This window comes from Acinetobacter sp. 3657 (assembly GCF_031456775.1).
Taxonomy (GTDB): domain Bacteria; phylum Pseudomonadota; class Gammaproteobacteria; order Pseudomonadales; family Moraxellaceae; genus Acinetobacter.
On the sequence record NZ_JAVDVH010000012.1, the window covers coordinates 52,586 to 73,255 of the forward strand.

General features: G+C 40.5%; 18 protein-coding genes. 5 read left to right on the top strand and 13 right to left on the bottom strand.

The features are described 5' to 3' along the window. Positions 1-93: 93 nt before the first annotated feature. Together J2Y37_RS12700 and glnK are read right to left on the bottom strand one after the other, a co-directional pair. Positions 94-1,479, bottom strand: coding sequence for an ammonium transporter (locus tag J2Y37_RS12700; RefSeq protein ID WP_005194657.1), 1,386 nt, complete (start codon positions 1,477-1,479; stop codon positions 94-96). Between the two features lie 68 nt (positions 1,480-1,547). Continuing rightward, positions 1,548-1,886 (bottom strand): P-II family nitrogen regulator, encoded by a 339-nt coding sequence (gene glnK / locus J2Y37_RS12705; protein WP_000780326.1) that lies wholly within the window; start codon positions 1,884-1,886, stop codon positions 1,548-1,550. 275 nt (positions 1,887-2,161) lie between these two features. Here glnK and J2Y37_RS12710 point away from each other — a divergent pair, with 275 nt between their 5' ends. Next, positions 2,162-2,389: an accessory factor UbiK family protein gene (locus J2Y37_RS12710; protein ID WP_130162885.1), complete on the top strand. Its 228-nt coding sequence runs from the start codon at positions 2,162-2,164 to the stop codon at positions 2,387-2,389. A gap of 69 nt (positions 2,390-2,458) precedes the next feature. Next, positions 2,459-3,946, top strand: a complete 1,488-nt coding sequence (locus J2Y37_RS12715; RefSeq protein WP_004668181.1) for a YifB family Mg chelatase-like AAA ATPase — start codon at positions 2,459-2,461, stop codon at positions 3,944-3,946. A 41-nt stretch (positions 3,947-3,987) separates the two neighbouring features. Here the strand turns inward: J2Y37_RS12715 and J2Y37_RS12720 are convergent, their stop codons facing one another. Further along, complete coding sequence (locus J2Y37_RS12720) at positions 3,988-4,776, bottom strand: TorF family putative porin (protein ID WP_005194652.1); 789 nt, start codon at positions 4,774-4,776, stop codon at positions 3,988-3,990. A 446-nt stretch (positions 4,777-5,222) separates the two neighbouring features. Then, positions 5,223-5,993 carry a TorF family putative porin gene (locus J2Y37_RS12725; protein WP_349033042.1) on the bottom strand — a complete coding sequence of 257 codons (771 nt, stop codon included), beginning with the start codon at positions 5,991-5,993 and terminating at the stop codon, positions 5,223-5,225. 734 nt (positions 5,994-6,727) lie between these two features. Between J2Y37_RS12725 and J2Y37_RS12730 the strand changes: the two genes are divergently transcribed. After that, positions 6,728-8,071 (top strand): OprD family outer membrane porin, encoded by a 1,344-nt coding sequence (locus J2Y37_RS12730; RefSeq protein WP_349033043.1) that lies wholly within the window; start codon positions 6,728-6,730, stop codon positions 8,069-8,071. 105 nt (positions 8,072-8,176) lie between these two features. Here J2Y37_RS12730 and ppa read toward each other — a convergent pair whose 3' ends face one another. Then, the gene (ppa, locus tag J2Y37_RS12735; protein ID WP_004668173.1) at positions 8,177-8,704 is read right to left on the bottom strand and encodes an inorganic diphosphatase; all 528 of its coding nucleotides are present in this window, start codon (positions 8,702-8,704) and stop codon (positions 8,177-8,179) included. Positions 8,705-8,823: 119 nt separating this feature from the next. Further along, on the bottom strand, positions 8,824-9,222 hold the full coding sequence (locus tag J2Y37_RS12740; RefSeq protein ID WP_349033044.1) for an MAPEG family protein: 399 nt from the start codon (positions 9,220-9,222) through the stop codon (positions 8,824-8,826). A gap of 167 nt (positions 9,223-9,389) precedes the next feature. On the opposite strand from J2Y37_RS12740, the gene J2Y37_RS12745 reads away from it, so the two are divergent. Further along, entirely contained in the window at positions 9,390-9,776 is a 387-nt protein-coding gene (locus J2Y37_RS12745; RefSeq protein WP_349033045.1) for a hypothetical protein, read from the top strand. 92 nt (positions 9,777-9,868) lie between these two features. Here the strand turns inward: J2Y37_RS12745 and J2Y37_RS12750 are convergent, their stop codons facing one another. The 6 genes from J2Y37_RS12750 to J2Y37_RS12775 all read right to left on the bottom strand — a co-directional run bounded on the left by J2Y37_RS12750 (position 9,869) and on the right by J2Y37_RS12775 (position 17,676). Beyond that, positions 9,869-11,548, bottom strand: a complete 1,680-nt coding sequence (locus tag J2Y37_RS12750) for a long-chain-fatty-acid--CoA ligase (protein WP_005194642.1) — start codon at positions 11,546-11,548, stop codon at positions 9,869-9,871. Between the two features lie 157 nt (positions 11,549-11,705). Then, positions 11,706-13,925: a DNA topoisomerase IV subunit A gene (gene parC, locus J2Y37_RS12755; RefSeq protein WP_349033046.1), complete on the bottom strand. Its 2,220-nt coding sequence runs from the start codon at positions 13,923-13,925 to the stop codon at positions 11,706-11,708. 114 nt (positions 13,926-14,039) lie between these two features. After that, complete coding sequence (locus J2Y37_RS12760; RefSeq protein WP_349033047.1) at positions 14,040-14,678, bottom strand: tetratricopeptide repeat protein; 639 nt, start codon at positions 14,676-14,678, stop codon at positions 14,040-14,042. A 93-nt stretch (positions 14,679-14,771) separates the two neighbouring features. Further along, positions 14,772-15,416, bottom strand: a complete 645-nt coding sequence (locus J2Y37_RS12765; RefSeq protein ID WP_004668163.1) for a trimeric intracellular cation channel family protein — start codon at positions 15,414-15,416, stop codon at positions 14,772-14,774. A gap of 52 nt (positions 15,417-15,468) precedes the next feature. Continuing rightward, positions 15,469-15,951 carry a YchJ family protein gene (locus J2Y37_RS12770; RefSeq protein WP_349033048.1) on the bottom strand — a complete coding sequence of 161 codons (483 nt, stop codon included), beginning with the start codon at positions 15,949-15,951 and terminating at the stop codon, positions 15,469-15,471. 147 nt (positions 15,952-16,098) lie between these two features. Then, positions 16,099-17,676 (bottom strand): TerC family protein, encoded by a 1,578-nt coding sequence (locus J2Y37_RS12775; protein WP_349033049.1) that lies wholly within the window; start codon positions 17,674-17,676, stop codon positions 16,099-16,101. 335 nt (positions 17,677-18,011) lie between these two features. On the opposite strand from J2Y37_RS12775, the gene J2Y37_RS12780 reads away from it, so the two are divergent. Continuing rightward, complete coding sequence (locus J2Y37_RS12780; RefSeq protein ID WP_349033050.1) at positions 18,012-18,614, top strand: TIGR00730 family Rossman fold protein; 603 nt, start codon at positions 18,012-18,014, stop codon at positions 18,612-18,614. Between the two features lie 46 nt (positions 18,615-18,660). On the opposite strand, the gene J2Y37_RS12785 is transcribed toward J2Y37_RS12780, so the two are convergent. After that, positions 18,661-20,661, bottom strand: a complete 2,001-nt coding sequence (locus J2Y37_RS12785; protein WP_349033051.1) for a choice-of-anchor I family protein — start codon at positions 20,659-20,661, stop codon at positions 18,661-18,663. Between the last annotated feature and the right edge of the window lie 9 nt (positions 20,662-20,670).

Sequence of the window (20,670 nt, forward strand, 5' to 3'; positions counted from 1 at the left end):
TTCATTTGCTGAACTAGCCATCACCACACAAAAAAACAGCCTTGTGCAGGAGCACAAGGCTGTTCGTTTTATCGAATTATATTTTACATCCGATTATTCAACACGTTCGCCATGTTGACTTAGATCGAGACCCATACGTTCGTCATCATTGCTGACACGAATACCAATCGCTAGATCAATCACTTTCAAGATAATAAAGGTCATCACTGCACTATATGCGATCGTTGCGAGTACACCTTCAACTTGCACCCATAATTGCGCCATCATATTTGCAGGTGCGGCATCACCCATAATAAATTCACTCGCAAACACTGCTGTCAAGATCGCACCAACGATACCACCAACACCATGTAAACCAAATGCATCTAAAGAGTCATCTGCTTTGAGTAAACGTTTAAGCGCCGTAATACCCCAGAAACATACCACACCACCGATGAGACCCATGATTAATGCGCCACCAACAGTCACAAAACCAGCCGCAGGCGTAATCACCACTAAACCAGCAACCGCACCTGATGCACCACCAAGAACAGAGGCTTTACCACGGACAACTTTCTCAACCACTAACCAAGACAGTGCCGCTGCAGCTGCTGCAACTTGAGTAACCACGATTGCATACGATGCAGAACCGTTGGCACCCAACGCAGAACCACCGTTGAAACCAAACCAACCCACCCAAAGTAAACTTGCACCAACAACAGTTAAAGCAAGGTTATGCGGCGCCATTGATTCGCGACCAAGGCCCATACGTTTGCCGAGCATATACGCTGCAACCAAACCTGCAACACCTGAGTTAATATGAACAACAGTACCACCAGCAAAATCTAACGCACCGTCATTACCTAACCAGCCGCCGCCCCATACCCAGTGAGTAATTGGTGCGTAAACGACAACAACCCAAATCGCAACAAAGGCAACAAAAGCACCAAATTTCATACGCTCTGCGATTGAACCACTAATAATAGCAACTGTAATAATCGCAAAGGTCATTTGGAATATGACAAATAGAATTTCAGGAATAGAGCCACTCAATGTATCAGTACCAATACCTGACAACATGATCTTATCAAGACTACCGATAAAGGCGTTTCCTTCGCCAAAAGCCAAACTATAGCCAATGACAACCCAAGCAATACTCACCACTGCCGCAGCAACAAAACTATGCGCCATGGTACTGAGTACGTTTTTCTTGCGGACCATACCGCCGTAGAATAAAGCCAAACCAGGAATCGTCATCAACAGAACCAGTGCTGTTGAAACAAGGATCCAAGCGGTATCACCTGTATCGAGTGTTGCTTCTGCTTCAGGTTCGACTTCCGCAACTGCTGGCAATTCTGCCGCAACAGTCGTTGATACTGTTTCAGTTACTGCTACAGTTTGTTCAGTCATTGGTGTAGAAGCAGCTTCTTCAGCCCAAACAACGGCTGAACCACCTAAGAGTGCGCCAGATAGACTAAGCGCCATAAGCATTTTTTTCATTCGTGTCCCCCAACCTCATTTTGTGAGCTGTGTCTCTTAATTTCTAACTCAGCAAACTTTATGCCAATTTAGACAGCATCTGGTCCAGTCTCACCAGTACGAATACGGATGACTTGTTCTAGATTAGTGACAAAGATTTTCCCATCACCGATTTTTCCTGTACTTGCGACACGCGTAATAGATTCAATCACTGCATCTACCATTTCATCGCTAATCGCAATTTCAATTTTTACTTTCGGTAAGAAATCAACGACATACTCTGCACCACGGTACAGTTCAGTATGTCCCTTTTGACGCCCGAAACCTTTGACTTCAGTTACGGTAATCCCTTGAACACCAATATCAGAGAGTGCTTCACGAACATCATCTAATTTGAATGGTTTTACAATTGCAGTTACAAGCTTCATGTGTGTTTTCCTTCGGCTTATTTTCACCAGTAAGGTTTTATGTTCAATTTTCATGCCAATATTGGAAGGTTAGGGGGTTTCAAATACTGGACATCAGTTTTCTTTATAACCTATTTACGCTTAGAGATGTAGATCCTCAATCGAAAATAAGTTCTATTTACCAAGATTTAACTGAATCTTGCAGTCACTCATCAAGCTGTTTTGAACAGCGCTAGAGGATTGCCGCAAGCAATGATACACTGAGCAACAAATACACATAAACGATTGAGCACTTTATGATTGAAACTCTTTTACAGGCTATTTTGCAGCAAGTCGATCAACCCAAAAAAGACTTAGAAAAAAATTTACGTGCTTTACTCAATGAAAGTATCGAAAAGTTAGACCTCGTTTCGAAGCAAGAGCTCGATCGTCAAAGAACAGCCTTGAATTTAGCTAACCAACGCCTCACTGAGCTACAACAACAGATGAAATCCCTTGAAGAAATCGTACAGAACAAAAAATAAGCACCAACACGGTGCAGACAGCACCGTAAAATGACTAAAAATAAAGCACCACAATGGAACAACAATAAAATGTCTTTCGCCAAAATTTATACAAGGGGTTTATTGGGGCTACATGCCCCTCAAATCGAAGTTGAAGTCCACATCAGTTCAGGGCTACCCTCTCTCACCATTGTCGGCTTGCCTGAAGCCGCAGTGAGAGAAAGTAAAGATCGGGTTCGCTCTGCAATTATTAACAGTGGATTTTTGTTTCCAACCAAACGCTTAACCATTAACCTTGCACCTGCGGATCTTCCTAAAAATGGCTCACGACTAGACTTACCCATCGCCTTAGGAATCCTAATCGCTTCTGGTCAACTCCCTGAAAATAGTACAGAGGGCTTTGAGTTTATTGGAGAACTTGCACTAGATGGACATTTGCGTCCAATCTCAGGAGCGCTGACGATCGCAATGGCATGCCAACAGAGTCAACACCGCTTGTTGCTTCCCACGGCAAATCTAGATGAAGCCAATCAACTTCCAAATTTTGATGTTTATGCAGCAAATCACTTACAAGAGGTTTGTGCACACTTTTCGGGCAATTCACAAATAACAGCAGCACCTAAGCAAAAAAATGCGGCATTATCTGGCTATCAATTTGATCTGGCAGATGTTAAAGGTCAGTTACGCCCACGTCGTGCCCTCGAAATCGCAGCGGCAGGGGGACATTCTTTACTGTTTAAAGGCCCACCTGGCACTGGAAAAACCTTACTTGCATCAAGGTTGCCCTCGATCTTGCCGCCACTCAATGCTCAGGAAAACTTAGAAGTTGCGAGCATCTATTCGGTTGCAAATGCCCAACATCATTTTGGACAACGTCCCTTTCGAGCACCGCATCATACTGCATCCGCAATTGCATTGGTCGGTGGTGGCTCACAACCCAAACCCGGCGAAATCACACTGGCGCATCTAGGCGTATTATTTTTAGATGAACTTCCTGAGTTTGATCGTAAAGTGCTGGAAGTATTACGACAACCACTTGAGTCTAAAGAAATTGTGATCTCACGAGCGGCAAGACAAATGACCTTCCCAGCCAACTTTCAATTTATCGCGGCAATGAATCCCTGCCCTTGTGGTTATGCTTTTAATCAAGACAGCCGTTGCCAATGTTCGCCTGAAAGTATTCAACGTTATCAAAATCGTATTTCAGGACCATTATTAGACCGTATTGACCTCCACATAGATGTGCCACCTTTGCAAGCACAAGAATTGCAAGATCGAACACCCACTGAAAACTCTGAAATTGTACGCCAACGTGTCATCACTGCGTATGAAAAGCAGATTCAGCGACAACAGTGCTTAAATCAAGCGCTTTCTCCGAAGTTATTAGAACAATATGCACTTTTAGATGATAGCTCTGCAAGAATCATTGAAATGGCACAACAACGTCTCAATCTTTCCGCTCGAGCCTATCATCGAGTATTGCGTGTTGCTCGCACAATTGCAGATTTAGCTGAAAGTGACATGATCACGAGTACTCATCTCACTGAGGCATTGTCTTATCGAGGCAATCACGCTTAAAAAAAAGCGACCATATAGGTCGCTTTTGATTGTTATTATGATTAAAAAGCATAGCCCAACGCTAAAACCACTTTATTTTTCTGCTTAGCTTCATCGCGCGTGTAGCCACCAAAAATATAATCTAAACTCCAAGTTGCACCTGTTTCAGCTAACGGATGTGATACACCTAAAGTTGCGTGGCGGAAAGCAAAATCAGTTTTAGTGACATCGCCCGCTTTGGCTTGATAAGTTAAATATTCATCATCATCACCATAATAATACGCTGCAACTTGCGCTTTACCAGTGAACCCACCTGCAAGTTTTGGTGCATAAGTTGCTAAAAAGTAGGTGTCCCCTTTATTACCAAAAGTCACGTTATTCAAAAGCGTTTGGGCTGTCACTGTTAAATCTTTATACGTTAAACCCACAATCGTTTCGTAGCCTGTTGATTCCCAACCCGGATAATAGTAATAAACTGTTGCCCCAATTTGATAACCCAAGTCATCGGTGATTTTGCCTTTATAGCCAGCATAAAAGTCATTTTCGAATGATTTTTTCTCTTTGGGTACATAAGTCGGTGATGTATTAAAATCAGCATAGGCCGCAGTCAATGTTGAAAACCAATAACCCAAATAAAATCCACTGTCATGGCTATAGTCAAGCCCACCCTGAATTGCAGGTGTATCACTTTCAGGTGAATTGGTCATTCCGCGTAAGTTATAACTGGATACAACACTTATATTTCCTGAAAGTGCACCCGGAAATGGCAAAGTACTATCTTCCGCCATCACCCAAGTTGAAGTTGCAGCTATCATCCCCAAAGCAACAGCTTTACATGCAAATTTCATCATATTGATCTCCCCCATGATTTAGACATTCAATTGATTTAAGTTTTAAATTGCATCACGGGGTAATTTGCAAATGCTATGCCAAGCTTAGAGCACTTAAAAAAATATAATAAACACCATAAATAACAATTATTTAATTAGATATAAAATCTAGAACCCGATCATGCTTTGGGTTTTTAAAAAAGGATGAACTAAATAGTGCAACTAAACTGCAATGGAACTGATCATTATGGCGCACTCAAAAAGTAACAATGAAAATGCAAGCAACTTTATCACCCCATATTCAACTCAATCATTATTTAAAAATACAGTGATGATCTAGCTCTATATGCATTTACGCTGCTTTTCGGTTAAATAAAAATAATATTCATCAGAAAGAATATTTTCCCATGAGAAAATATAGGTATAAAAAAAGCAGAGCATTCGCTCTGCTTTAGAGAAACAATAGCTTAGAAGGTTTTTGTTAGCGTAAAGACAGCACCAGTTTCCACACCACGCTTATAAGGTTGTGCATCTGCATCAATATTTGTCCCTACAGCAGCCAATTCTGCACTGAAACCTTCAATAGATTTTACAGCATAAGTCACGCCTACTTTCCAGTCGACATAATTATCATCTTCACTGCCGTTGTCACTAAAGTCATAGTTATCTGCTTTGGTATAACCAACGCTCGCAACACCACCAAAACCCGTATCAGCGAATGGTATTGAATAAGTCGCATTTAAGTACCAAGCATCTTCGTCTAGACCAAAGAAGTCATTGGTATAGTTAACACTTGCTAAAAGACTATCACCACTAGCAATAAGGTCACTGAATCCTAATTTTGCGTACAATTCAAGCCAATTTAAATCTGATGCGCTTGGATAGCCGTAATACCATAAACCTACATCCAGAGTTGGTTTACCCGCAAATGGTAACTCTGTCGCATAACCGATATATGGATCAAGCTCTAAATGTGGATCAGCTGTACCAAAATTAACATTTGAACCCCATACCCCAGCATAAACACCAGATTCGTGAGTTAAAGCAAAACCACCTTGTAGAGCAGGATCACTTTGCGTCTGAGTCATACCACGATAGCGATAATCAGTTGTCAATGCAGCACTTCCTGAAAAGCTTAAACCACTTTTCGCAAGTACATTATCTTCTGCAGCGAAACTCACTGTTGAAAGTCCAGCAATCATACTAAGCGCAAGTGCCTTACATGCAAATTTCATCATATTGATCTCCCCCATATGGATATTCGACTGATTTATGTTTTAAATTGCATCATGGAATAGATAGCAAATGCTGTGCCAACTTTAAACAATCCTTAGAAAATATAGTTCCCGTACCATAAAAGTGCCATTACGACACTTTAGATGCGCTTCAATTGATCCTAATGTCTTTATTTCTTAATTTTTTGATCCATTTAGAAGCAATGCAGAAATTCAGGTTGTTTATTGCACAAAAAAGACGCACTTTTCAGCACCATAAGTTGTCTAACTATTGGAAATATCAGTTATACGTATGTAATTTAATGAGTGCTCAATAAAAGTGCACCTGAGATACCTTAAAATAATCTGAATAAAGTGTTCCTTTTTCGTCGTTGTAAGATTGCCATTCGTCGGGATGTAATTTTTTGCAAATCAAGTTGCTACATTTCTAACCAATCAATAAATAACCCATTAAATTTAAACAAAATTTATATTCCCTAATCACACTTTTTAAACATAACTTGTATAGAAATAACAATCGAATATTACAACCTTTATAAACACATTTAACAATTAAAATCATTAACTTAATTTTATTATGATCACTTTTTAAACGAGAAACAAATCATAAAATTGTATAAGCTTTTTATTAAAAATTAATGAAAAAATTTTAATAAAAATCTATCTTTTTCATGTATAACTTATACAATTGTTCAAAATTTGCAGTTTCTTTCCCAATTTTTTTATGAGGCTAAGCTATGCCAAAGGCACAGAAACTTACATTAGCGGTATTGATTAATGCCGCACTAATCACCTCAACATATGCAAGCGAACAAAGCGAAGCAAAAGGATTTGTTGAAGATGCAAGCGGAAATGTTTTATTCCGTACGGGTTATTTACATCGTGACAAGAAAAACGGTAATAAAGATACTAGTTCATACGCACAAACTGCGATGGTTAAACTAGACTCAGGCTTTACCCAAGGTGTTGTAGGCTTCGGTGCTGGTATTATCGGTGATGCATCTTTCAAATTAGGTCCTAATAAAAATGCTGGTAACGGCATGATCCCTCGTGAAAGATTAAACGGCATAGACGGTATTGGTGATACATACGATCATTGGGCACGTGGTGGCGGTTATGTAAAAGCCCGCGTATCGAATACAACTGTTACCTATGGTACTCAGATTCTTGACCTTCCAGTTCTTTCAAGCAACACTGCTCGCTTAGTACCAGAATACTTTGAAGGTGTTTTAGCAAATAGCCGTGAAGTTGAGGGTTTAGAAGTTACCGTCGGTAAATTTACCAAAAACCAATATTCTGATCAGATTAAATCTGATGGCAATGAATTAGACCGTGCGGTAGTTTGGGGCGCAAAATACAAAGTAAATGATCAATTAAATACAGCGTACTTCGGTACTGATATTAAAGATCGTTTAGAGCGTCATTATATCAATGCTAATTATAAGCAAACTTTGGCAAATAATAGTTCATTAACTTATGATTTCAGCGGATACCATACTGATTGGGATCGCCAAGCAAACCAAAGCTTGTACTCTTATATTGGCTCAGCTGATGACAAATACCAAAACTCTATTTGGGCAATTTCGACCACTTATAATACTGGCCCACATACAGTAATGCTTGCTTACCAACAAAACAGCGGTAATGCAGGATATGACTATGGACTAGGTAAAGGTGTTGGAGATGGTCATCAAACCATTCATTTACCTAACTCATACCTTTCTGACTTCATCGGTAATGATGAGAAATCAGCCCAACTGCAATATAGCCTTGATTTCGGAAGCTTTGGAGTACCGGGGTTAAGTTGGACCACAGCATTTGTTTATGGTTGGGATATTGATACCAATACGGCTGTTAAAGTTGGCGATACTGTAGTAAACCGTGTACGTACAGCAGATAATGCAACTGAGCGTGAATTCTTTAACCAAGTTAAATACACGGTTCAATCAGGTTTTGCTAAAGATGCCAGCTTACGTGTACGTCACTCATACTACCGTGCTAGTGATGAATACCAAGCTGGATACATCGGCGACACTAACGAATGGCGTCTCTGGCTTGATATTCCTGTGAAATTCTTCTAATTCACAGTGAATAACTCGCCATAAAAAAAACCTCCATTCAATCTGAATGGAGGTTTTTTTAAACCAAATTTTTAAAATTAGCAAATTTGGTTTAATCCTCTAAACTTACTTTTGGGCAGCTTCGATTGATTTAATGATTTCTGCTTTAGCAACTTCAGAACTTTCCCAACCATTCAATTTCACCCACTTACCAGGCTCTAAATCTTTGTAGTGTAGGAAGAAATGTTCAATTTGGCTGATCAACAATTGTGGAAGATCTGTATATTCTTGAACATCTTTGTACAATGGAGATAATTTTTCATGTGGAACTGCGATCAGTTTCGCATCGATACCACCATCATCTTCCATATTTAATTTACCCACTGGACGACAACGAATCACGGAACCCGCTGCAACTGGATAAGGCGTCACAACAAGTACGTCTAAAGGATCGCCATCTTCAGATAAGGTGTTTGGTACATAACCATAGTTTGCTGGGTAGAACATTGCTGTACCCATGAAACGGTCTACAAATAAAGCATCTGAATCTTTATCGATTTCGTATTTGATTGGCGCTGCATTTGCAGGAATTTCAATGATGACATAGATGTCATTTGGCGCGTCTTTACCCGCAGGAATATTGCTATAACTCATATCAACACTCGTGTATGTGAAATTAAATATAAAAAATCGGTCAGATTATAACGTGAATACAGTCAAAATGATGCTGTATATTAGTATTAGGCGTCATGAATTTTTATGAGCAACTTGATTTAAGTCATTTTAATGGTGATCACAAACAAAAATATTGGGCAAAGTAAGGAAAAAAACCAAATGATTGAGCGTAAAGTTGCGAGATTGGCTAAATAACAAATCCCATAAATGACGCGAAAAACAATATATGCCCAGCCCAATGTCAGGATAAATCGCTCAGGAATCACCATATATTCCGCCATTAAAATTGCAGCGATAAATAAAGGTAAGCTCTCGAAGCTATTTTGCTGTACAGCATTTGCTCGTGCCGACAACCCTGTCGTTCTAGCCAAAAATTCACGAGGATTGTGATTGTCTTTTGCTTGAAAACCACCTTTTGATTTCGCAATCAAAGTAAAAACATAAGGCAATAAACATGCGACGATAATAATCAATATAATGCCGCTAATACCCTGCATCCTGACATCCATCATTTGAAGTTCTTCTGATCATGCTATCATAACTTATGATTTATGAAACTTTCATTTGTACTTGTTCAAGGTGCATTTGTTTTGGTACATGTGCGCTGCTTGGAAGTTAGATCAAATAACATTGCTATATTTTTATATTGTTTTAAGGTCGATTTATGCAACGCCAAGATCAAAAAGAACTGTTTGATAGCCTTGATCAACAACGCCAAAACCAACTTAAGGTTGATCGGATTTTAAAAATTGTATTTCCGATTGTTGCTTTTTTACTCAGCGTGATCTGTGCCAACCTAAACTGGCAATCGACCTTAGGCACTTTTGTTATTTTGACCATTGCCTTTTATGCGGTTGGGATTAAGCGTTTCACGCTCTGGCACTGGTTGATCATCACCACATTCTATGTCTTTGTTGATAATTATTTTAGCTTCAACGGCATCGACCCAACGCGTTTACGTTTCCAACTCATCACCATGATCATTTTCGTGGGGATTGCAGGTATTAGTCGACGCTATATTGATCGCTGGTTTCTGAAAAAATCTTCCTAGTCAGCACAACAACAATCGATAGTCATAAAAAATGCCGCAATTGCGGCATTTTTTATGTGCTTCCCTTTAAAAAGAGAGGCTAGAAAAGATCTTTAAGCTGGTTTACGTAAATCTTTACGTAAGATTTTACCTACGTTCGATTTTGGCAACTCATCGATGAACTCAACATAACGTGGGCATTTATAGCCTGTTAAGTGTTCTTTCGCATATGCAATGATTTCTTCAGTCGTTAATGACGCATCTTTCTTCACGATGAATAATTTAGGTACTTCACCTGATTTTTCATCTGGAACGCCAATCGCTGCCACTTCCAATACTTTTGCATGTTGTGCAACGACTTCTTCAATTTCACTTGGGTAAACGTTAAAGCCAGATACCAAGATCATGTCTTTCTTACGGTCCACAATTTTGAAGTAACCACGTGGATCCATGATACCAATATCACCTGTACGGAAGAATCCGTCAGCAGTCATTACTTTCTCGGTTTCATCAGCACGATTCCAATAGCCCTTCATCACCTGAGGACCACGGATTGAGATTTCACCTTGCTCGCCTTGAGCAACTTCTTTCCCATCATCATCCAAGATCGCAACTTCAGTCAACGGCAATGGAATACCAATCGTACCACTGAATTCAGTAGTTGCTGGCGGGTTTGCTGTTGCTACAGGAGATGTTTCAGATAAACCATAACCTTCAATGATGGTTGTACCCGTAACTTTCTTCCAAGCTTCGGCTGTAGATGGTAATACTGCCATACCACCGCCCATCGCCATCTTAAGATTGCTATGATCCAGTTGTTTAAACTCTTCGTTATTCACCAATGCGTTAAACAAAGTGTTTACTGCTGGGAAGAATGAAGGTTGGTATTTACGTAGTTCACCAATAACTGCAGGTAAGTCACGTGGGTTAGGAATCAAGATATTTGCTTGACCTTTGTACATGCCGTACATCGCACAAACCATAAATGCAAAAATATGGTAAAGCGGTAATGCACAAACAATACGATCGCCTTTTTCACTATCCGCAGCACCAAACTTACTTGAGAAAATGGCTTCACACTGTAAAAGGTTTGCCACTAAATTACGGTGAGTCAGTTCGGCACCTTTAGAAACGCCTGTCGTACCACCCGTATACTGAAGGACCGCTGTATCACTTAAAGTTAAGCTTGGGCGTTTATAGTTACTTGGATTTTCTTTGTTTAATGCGGTGTTAAATTTGGTATAACCTGGAATATCCCAAGCTGGAATTTGTTTACGCACTTTACGTAATACAAAGTTGACCAATGTTCCTTTGAGGGTACCAAGCATATCTCCCACTGTCGCAACAACGACGTGCTTCACAGGAGTCTTACCAATAATACTTTGATATACACTGGCAAAGTTTTCAATAATGACTAAAACTTCTGAACCTGAGTCATTTAATTGGTGTTCTAACTCACGCGCAGTATAAAGTGGATTGACGTTGACAAGAACCAAACCTGCTCGGAATACACCTAATGCAACCACTGGATATTGGAAAACGTTCGGCATCATCACCGCAACACGTGTTCCCTTTGCCAAACCTAAACTTTGTAAATAAGCTGCAAATTTACGACTCGCAACTTCTAACTCATTAAACGTTAAAACCTTATCCATAAAGATAAAGGCATCACGTGATCCGAATTTTTGGAAATTGCGTTCAAAAATATCAACAAGTGAAGTGTTTTCAGCAGGCAGTGCAACTGTTTCTGGGATTCCTGTCTTTTGGTATTCAGCAAACCAAATCTTTTCCATAATGCCATTATCTCCGAGTGGTAATCCTTAAAAATGTAACAACGTTACTTTCCATGGCAAAACATTTTTATTAAGTTCTTGAATTGCCCTGTAGACCTATCCAAATAATATGAATACGTCATCATATATAACGTATTTGTATCACAGAATACCAGCCTTATCTCTGAACGAGGAGTCTATTTGCTTTTTGATATCCCCGTGGTAAAAGTTGCCCCTTTGTTGCTCTTTTTCCTATATATTTTTGGAGATCATCCCCTTTCAGTTTTAAATGCTGTTGTCCTGCAGCGACTTGGATTATTTCATCTAACGTCAAGGTTGTCATGGATAAAATTTGTTCTTTCTCCTCAAGTTGTATCAACTTGTTACCTTTACCTTTATTTAGGACAGGGAGTTCAGCCAAATCAATAATAAGTAATCGTCCTGCTGAACTTAGTATTGCAACATGGCTTGCCTGCTGAATTGGTAACAACGGTAACGCCGTTGCTTTATCTCCAACCGTTAAAAAGGTTTTACCCGCTTTGGCATTGGTATCCAATTGACCTACTTGTGTTTTAAAACCGTAGCCTTTTGAACTTGCCACCAATAACTCATTGTTGTCATCATCAACTAAAACTTGGATAAATGACACTCCACTCGCGGGTGCAAGTTTCGAGCTTAACGGCTCACCTAAACCACGAGCTGAAGGCAAACTACTGATGGGTAAAGCATAACTCCGCCCTGTTTTATCCAAGAAATAAACGCGTTGATTGGTCTTACCCACTGCATGACTTAAATACTGGTCACCCGCACGGAAGTTGAGATTTGCGGCATCCACATCCCCCCCTTTGGCTGCACGGACCCAACCTGCTTCTGACAAAACCACCGTTACCGTTTCGGCTGGCAGCAAGTCTTGTTCTTTAATTTGAACCGCATCTGCTCGTCGTACCAATGGCGAACGACGATCATCACCAAACTTTTTGGCATCTTCTTTCAGTTCATTGATAATCAAATTTTTCAGTGACTCAGGGTTTTCGAGTTGCTCGCGAAGGATAGCGGCTTTCGCTTCCAGTTCTTCTTGCTCACGGCGAATTTCCATTTCTTCAAGCTTGGCCAAATGGCGAAGTTTCAATTCTAAAATTGCTTCAGCTTGAATTTCATCAATACCAAAATGCTGCATCAGCACAGGTTTGGGTTTGTCTTCTTCACGAATAATACGAATCACCGTATCAATATCCAAATAGGCAATCAAAAGGCCTGCCAAGATATGTAAACGCTTTTCGATTTTAGTTAAATGGTATTGCAGACGACGCGTCACGGTTTGCTTACGAATCTCAATCCATTCCAACAAAATACGGCGAATGGATTTCACCTGCGGACGACCATCCGCCCCAATCATATTCAGATTGACACGATAGCTTGATTCCAAATCAGTCGTTGCAAACAAATGGCTCATGACCGTTTCTGCATCAACACGATTGGAACGTAATACAATCACCAAGCGCGTTGGATTTCTGTGATCGGATTCATCCCGAATATCAGCCACCAAAGGCAACTTCTTCGCAATCATTTGATCAGCGATTTGAGTAACCACTTTTGAACCTGAAACCTGATAAGGCAATTCAGTAATCACGATTTCATTTTTTTCTATCGTATAAACCGCACGCATACGATAACTACCACGACCTGTGGTTTGAATTTTGAGTAATTCTTCAGGTGGGGTAATGATTTCTGCTTTGGTTGGTAAATCTGGTGCTGGAATATACTCCGCCAATTTTTCATCGGTGGTTTCAGGATTACGAATCAGTGCAATCGTCCCTTTCACCACTTCACGCAAGTTATGCGGCGGAATATCGGTCGCCATCCCGACTGCAATACCCGTTGTACCATTGAGCAGAATATTTGGAATACGAGCAGGCAAGGTTATCGGCTCTTTCATCGAACCATCGAAGTTATCTTGCCATTCACTGGTGCCTTGGCCCAACTCATTCAGCAATAATTCACTATAAGCTGAAAGTTTGGCTTCGGTATAACGCATTGCCGCAAATGATTTAGGGTCATCAGGTGAACCCCAGTTACCTTGACCTTCAACCAATGGATAACGATAGCTAAAGGGCTGCGCCATCAACACCATTGCTTCATAACAGGCAGAATCACCATGTGGGTGATATTTACCGAGTACATCACCAACGGTACGCGCTGATTTTTTTGGTTTTCCAGTCGACTTTAAGCCAAGCTCACTCATGGCGAAGACAATACGCCGTTGTACAGGCTTCAAACCATCACTGATATGCGGCAATGCACGATCCATAATCACGTACATGGCGTAATTTAAGTAAGCTTGTTCTGTGAATTCGGCTACGGAACGGTTTTCGGTTGCATGGTGTGCAAGGCTGGTCATTTCAGCAAGTCATCCAAAATCATTGTTATCGTCAATGCTTTGTATGCTATGTGGATGCAAGCGTTGTGACAAGCCCTTGTTGTTGTTTAAACGTCAAATGGTGTCTTGTTAAACTTAATGCAACATATTCAATATAACGTCTGATGCTGGAAACCAACCATTTTTCTCAGCCTTTTTTAACCATTCCCTAGCTAATTCATCATTTTTTTCAACATAGAGCCCCTTTAAATAAAAAAGACCCAAACTATACTGTGATGCTGCAATTTCTTGATTCGCAGCAACAGAATAGAACTCAAAAGCTCTTTTTAAATTCTTTGAAACACCTGTTCCATTTTCATATTTATCAGCAAGATTATTAATGGCTGGAAGAAACTTCTGCTGTGCAGCTTTCTCATAGTATTTTAATGCAAGATCAATATCGACCTGTTCTTCTTCATTTGAGCCAGAATGATAAACGCCTAAAAGATACAAAGCAGCTGCGTTGCCTTGCTCTGCAATTACCTCAATATCTTCAATATAAATAACATCACTTTCGTTATATTCGGGTTGCTCCATCCAAGTTGAAGCCCAATTATATTCAGCAACAAGTGATCTATTATAAGTTGCTGCAATCCATAGCCAATTCCTACCCAATAAAAGATTTTCAACCCTGTCATTCCGCCCAAGACAATAATCAAGACCTATCTGTATTTGTTGACCTACATCAAACTCCATAACTTCAGGAGCCATTTCTTGTACAGATAAAAGATTCATTTTTAATTTAAGATTCTGTTAAAGGTTAATTTATTTAATGTAAATGAATTTTAGGTTTTTTTACCTAAAACTCTCTTCTCACTTTAATATTAATCAATGCTCATCAGTAGACGAAGCAGACTCTGCATCATCTTCTTGATAAATGAATTTCGGCATCTCTAAACCAAAGTAGATCGCAATTAAACGCAAAGTAAAACCAAAGACTAAGGTAAAAATCACCGTTAAATCATGTGGCAATCCCACTTCTAAACACACCCAATAACAAATCACCGCTACAAAGGAAATACTGGCATACAGCTCACGACGGAACACCAAAGGCACATCATTACATAAGATATCACGCAGAATACCACCCGATACGCCTGTTAAGACCCCTGCAACCGCAGACACCACAAAACCATGCCCCATAGATAAAGCGATTTGGCAGCCAATAATCGTAAAGCCAATTAGACCCAAAGCATCCAGTACCAAGAAGATATTACGGAGATGACGCATCCATTTGGCAATAATAATCGTCACAAAAGCCGCACAACAGGTCAAAACTAAATATTCAGGATGTTTCACCCAAGTTAAGGGATAGTGCCCAAGTAACACATCACGGACTGAGCCACCACCCAATGCAGTGACACAAGCAATTAGTGTTACGCCGAACCAGTCCATACTGCGTCGACCCGCTGACAATGCACCTGTCATCGCTTCCGCAGTAATGGCAATAATATAAATCACGGTCAGTAACATTTGCCTGAATCCTTAAACAAGGCGGAAAAGTGTGCGCTATTTTAAGACAAACTTAGATGAATTGCGCACAACATTGCTTAAATTTTTTCCCTGAGCCACAAATACAAGGTTGCTTCATGGTGATTTGCATATCTAAAGTCGGGTCAAGGAAATACCAACGCTGTTGATGTCGCACAAAATGTGAAATTTCATGATGAATATGAGGTTGTGTCCCATCATGGTTTTTATCGCGGTAATGCGCTTTAAACTCAACCAAGGCATGGGTTTTATCTAGCTTAGGCTGATGTTGTAACACTTCTAATTGCAACCATTGATTGGACTGACTCCAATCTGCAATCGCAGCTCGATCTAAGAAGGCTTGTTGTCCTAGAGCCGTTGTTTCGAGAATATAGTCAATCTGCTGTAAGGCAAAAGCACTATAGCGCGAACGCATGAGTTGTTCAGCAGTTTCAGCAAATTGTTTTTTCAAATGTAGGGGCTGACAGCACGCAGCATATTGCCCTTGTCCACATGGACAATTTTGTGACGATGTCATTTCCACTTCTCAAATAAAATAGTCTGGAGAGACAAGTCTTCGCAATTCATTCAATAACTTAAAATATAGTGCGTCATATATACAATGGATACGGTTACAGGTGTAGAGGCGAAGACAGTTCACCTCTACAATGATCGTAAAACTGAATTACTTTTCGTCCGTTTTCTCTTTGGCAATAATGCGCACTTTTTCAATCTTGTGCCCATCCATCGTCACCACTTCAAAACGATGTCCGTCTGCTTCCACCATTTCACCATTTTCAGGTAAACGACCTAAATGGAACAAGATATAGCCTGATAAAGTTGAATACTCTTCACTTTCATCCACCAAGTCTTTACCTAATAATAAAGACACATGGCGAATATCGGTTGATCCCTCTAATAACATAGAACCATCGTCAAGCGTTTCGGCTGTCGCCTCAAGCTCATCTTCATCAGGGAATTCACCCGCGATCGCTTCTAATATATCAATCGGTGTTGCAATCCCTTCAATCGAACCATATTCATTGAGTACGATTGCCATTTGTAATGGCGCTTGGCGCAATTGCTCCATGACCATGAGAACCTGTGCGTTCTCATGCACAATCACGGGCTCGCGTATATGTTTTGCGAAATCAATTGCACCTGTTTCAATGTATTCATTCAACACTTTATGCGTGAGTACGACACCTTCAATATTATCCAACTCTCCCCGCGCAATAATCAAACGCGAATGTGTCATCGACATTAAACGGTCTTTTAATTCTGTTGGATCATCATCTAAGTCTAACCATTCCAATTCTGGGCGTGGTGTCATCACTGACTTGACTGGTCGTTCGGATAAGCCTAATACGCCTTGTACCAAAACACTGTGATAAACCCCTGTATCCTCGTCAAAGACTTCTTTGGCGTAGGCTTGTGTAGCGAGTACATCCTCTGTTTCTTTGTGCTGTTCGCCAGCGCCTTTACTGCCTAACATACGCAATACAGCGGATGCCGTACGGTAACGTAAATCGGTTGTGGTCACCAGTTTCTCTTGATTACGGCGCATGGTCTGATTCACGGCCTCAACCAAAACTGAGAAACCAATTGCTGCGTATAGATACCCTTTTGGAATATGGAAACCAAAACCTTCCACGATCAGTGAGAAACCAATCATCATCAAGAAACCGAGGCATAGGATCACCACGGTTGGATGTTTATTGACAAAGTCCATCAATGGTCGAGAGGCGATCAGCATAATCCCGATCGCAATCGTCACCGCGATCATCATCACGGATAGATCTTTCACCATTCCAACTGCGGTAATTACGCTATCTAGTGAGAAGACTGCATCTAGCACAACGATCTGAACCACTACGACCCAGAACACGGCATGTACAGGATTTTCCTGCCTTAATGCTTGCTTACCTTCAATACGCTCATGCAGTTCCATCGTTCCTTTAAACAATAAGAACGCCCCACCAAACAGTAAAATTAAGTCTCGACCTGAAAATGCATGATCAAAAATCTGGAATAGTGGTTCAGTTAAGGTAATCACCCAAGCGATAGATGCGAGTAACACCAAACGCATTAACAATGCGAGCATTAAACCAATTTTACGTGCAGCATTACGTTGTTCTGGTGGTAGTTTTTCAGCTAAAATTGCAATAAAAACAAGGTTATCAATACCAAGTACAATTTCAAGCACCACCAAAGTCGCTAAGCCCACCCATGCGGCAGGATCCGACATCCATTCAAAAATCATAGAGCTGACTCCTCTACAAAATCAGCTTTAAACTGATGATTGAATCGATCGGCATAAATAGCCCAAATATTTTTTTTAGAAAAAGAGAACAAAGCAGAGTGACAACAACCACTACTCATAGAGGTACATTTATGAATGAAAGGATTTTTAGTATAGGTAAGATTTCAATAAAATTCATCATTTTTTATATGGGTGTTTTTTTAATTTTTTTCTAACAATAGCGCAAAGGCTTTGTATGTGAAATGTGCATAAAACTGTCATAAAAGTCATTTAGCCTAGACAAGTACGACGAAAATGATAAGGTAAAAATAAAGTAGATGAATAGTGTATTTAGAATGACAGTTAAAAAAACCACTCCTCCCATAAAAACAACCCTCCCGCTTATTGCTTTGTATTGTGGTTCTCGTTCAGGCAACAATCCGATTTACCGTGAAAAGGCGATTGAACTTGCCCAACACCTCTCTACACAAGACTTTGGTATTGTTTATGGCGGCGCCAGTATCGGTCTCATGGGACAAGTCGCAGATACTGTACTTGAGCACGGCGGCGAAGTTGTCGGCGTTATTCCTGAGTTTATGTTGGACTATGAAATTGCACATAATCAACTGACTGAACTGCATGTTGTGAGAAGTATGCACGAACGTAAAGCCCTGATGGCTGAACGTGCCAATGCCTTTATCGCGCTACCAGGTGGACTCGGCACTTTTGAAGAAATTCTAGAAATCGCCACATGGGGACAGCTCAACCAACATCAAAAACCGATGATCATTTATAACGTGAACCGTTTTTATGATGCCTTAATTACTCAACTCGATCATGCGGTTGAAGAAGGCTTTTTACCCCCTCAACATCGTGCCAAAGTGATTATTTGCGAAAATACCGAACAAATCTTCAATGTGATTAAAAATCTAAACTCTCCTAAACATGTGGCGATGTAAAATAAAAAAGGCGGATCAAATTTGATCCGCCTTTTGCATTTTTGACTTAGTTTGAATTGACTTGGTAAATGGTAGTTGTGCCACTGACTTCATTACCGACCACCAACAATGGTTTGCCATTTGGCGAATCTTTTGCAGAAATAAAGATTAAACCTTCTGGTCCAAGATCACCATGTGCAGATAATGTGGTCGATGGATCAGCCTGATCCCATATCTCACGAGTATTTAAATAATCTTGGAAAATTGGCTGTTTTGGATTACTGACATCAAATGCCATCACCCCACCCATCCGCTCAAGCCCTAGGAACAAGAATTGTTTATTGCCAATCTTACCGATGGTGAGACCTTCTGGCTCTGGACCTTTGTTACTACTACGACCACCCAATGTATTGCCTTTTTCGTGGTTGCTATTAAACCAATCTTTACATGGAAGGTTACGTGCCTTGCCTAATTTACATTGGTCACTATTCAGGTATTGTTCAATAAAATCACCTGAGTCATAGGCGATTTTGACCTGATTTTGTGTATCCCAAATCGAGAATGAGCGAGCGCCGAGCAGATATAACTCGTCATACATTAAATAATCGGTTAATGGATTACCATTGACTCCAATTTTATCGCCCGCTTTTGAGTAGTACACTGGTTTGCCATTTTCAGTTTGATAACCTTGTGTCCACGTAATTTTTAAACGGCCTAATTGCTTGTCATCACGACAATCGCCTGCATCACCTTTGCTTGCACCACAATAACTAAAGGCGGTTGGATTCAAATGTGCGCCAGCGGCTAAATCACGTAGTTGTGCCGGTAGGTCATCGGCACAACGGCGATCAAAACCGTCTTTGTGTACCAAATGCTTGACGCGCCACTCTTCAACAAAGCCTTTGCTGTTGTCATTATCACAACGTTGCAAATTATTCTTTTCAAAGTCTTTGAGTTTAGTCAGACCAAAGTATGTAGCTGTATTTTCTCCCCATGCACGTGCATCACCTTCATTGGCAGAGATTAAATAGGTTTTTTGATCTGCCGCCGTATAAGCTGCCATGGCATCAGGATGATAAATCCCTTTCAACCCGTTCCAAGACTTGATCATAATATCTTGGACGGTTTTCTTGCCATCAAAGTCACTGACATCCAAGCCATTACTTGAGTTTTTAGTTGGATCTAGCATCGACTTAAAGCCACTATCGCTGAGGCCATGATCTTTATAACCCATTGCCTCGATCGAGGTTACAGTGGCTGTCGCGATGTCCAAAACGGCAATCGCATTATTTTCTTGCAGTGCCACCCAAGCAGTTTTGCCATCATCAGAAACCGCAATATATTCAGGCTCTAAATCTTGAGCAACTGTGGCATTAGGTCCAAAAATACGCACACCTTTGGCAATCAATGCCTCTTTCTGGCTATTAAAGGCTTTAAAATCAGCTGTCTTGACTGTTGGCTTACTGATATCACTGACATTAATCACACTGATCGAACCTTCTGGATCAATTTGATAGTCATCTGATGGCTCACCTTCATTGGCGACCAATACTGTTTTTCCATTAGGTGTAAAGGTCAACATATCAGGCAATGCACCGACTGGCACATGGCTCAATCGTTTTAGATCACTGGCTTGGTAAAATGCCACAAAACCATGATCAGTTTTATTGGCTGATTCAACTGCCAATGCAATAATGCCATTCTGTATGCTGACACTATTCACCTTTGCACCTTCAGCAATATCATCAACTGTCAGTGATTGTAGATAAGTTGGCTTCGCAGGATCAGAAAGATCCAATACATCCAACGCCCCTATTTCAGCATTGACTACAAAAACACGTTTCGTTGCTGGATCATAAGCTGGAATTTCAGCGGCACTTTTAGCAAAAACACCTGATTCATAACGACTCATAAAACTAAGCTGAATACGCTCAGGCGTCGGTTCAACCACTTCAGGTTTTGGTTCAACTTCTTTGTTCGGTGTCTTATTTTGCTTGTTATCATCATTACACGCCACCAACCCCGCTGACAGCATTGCGGTCAATACCACTGAAATTTTAAATTTCATGATCAAATT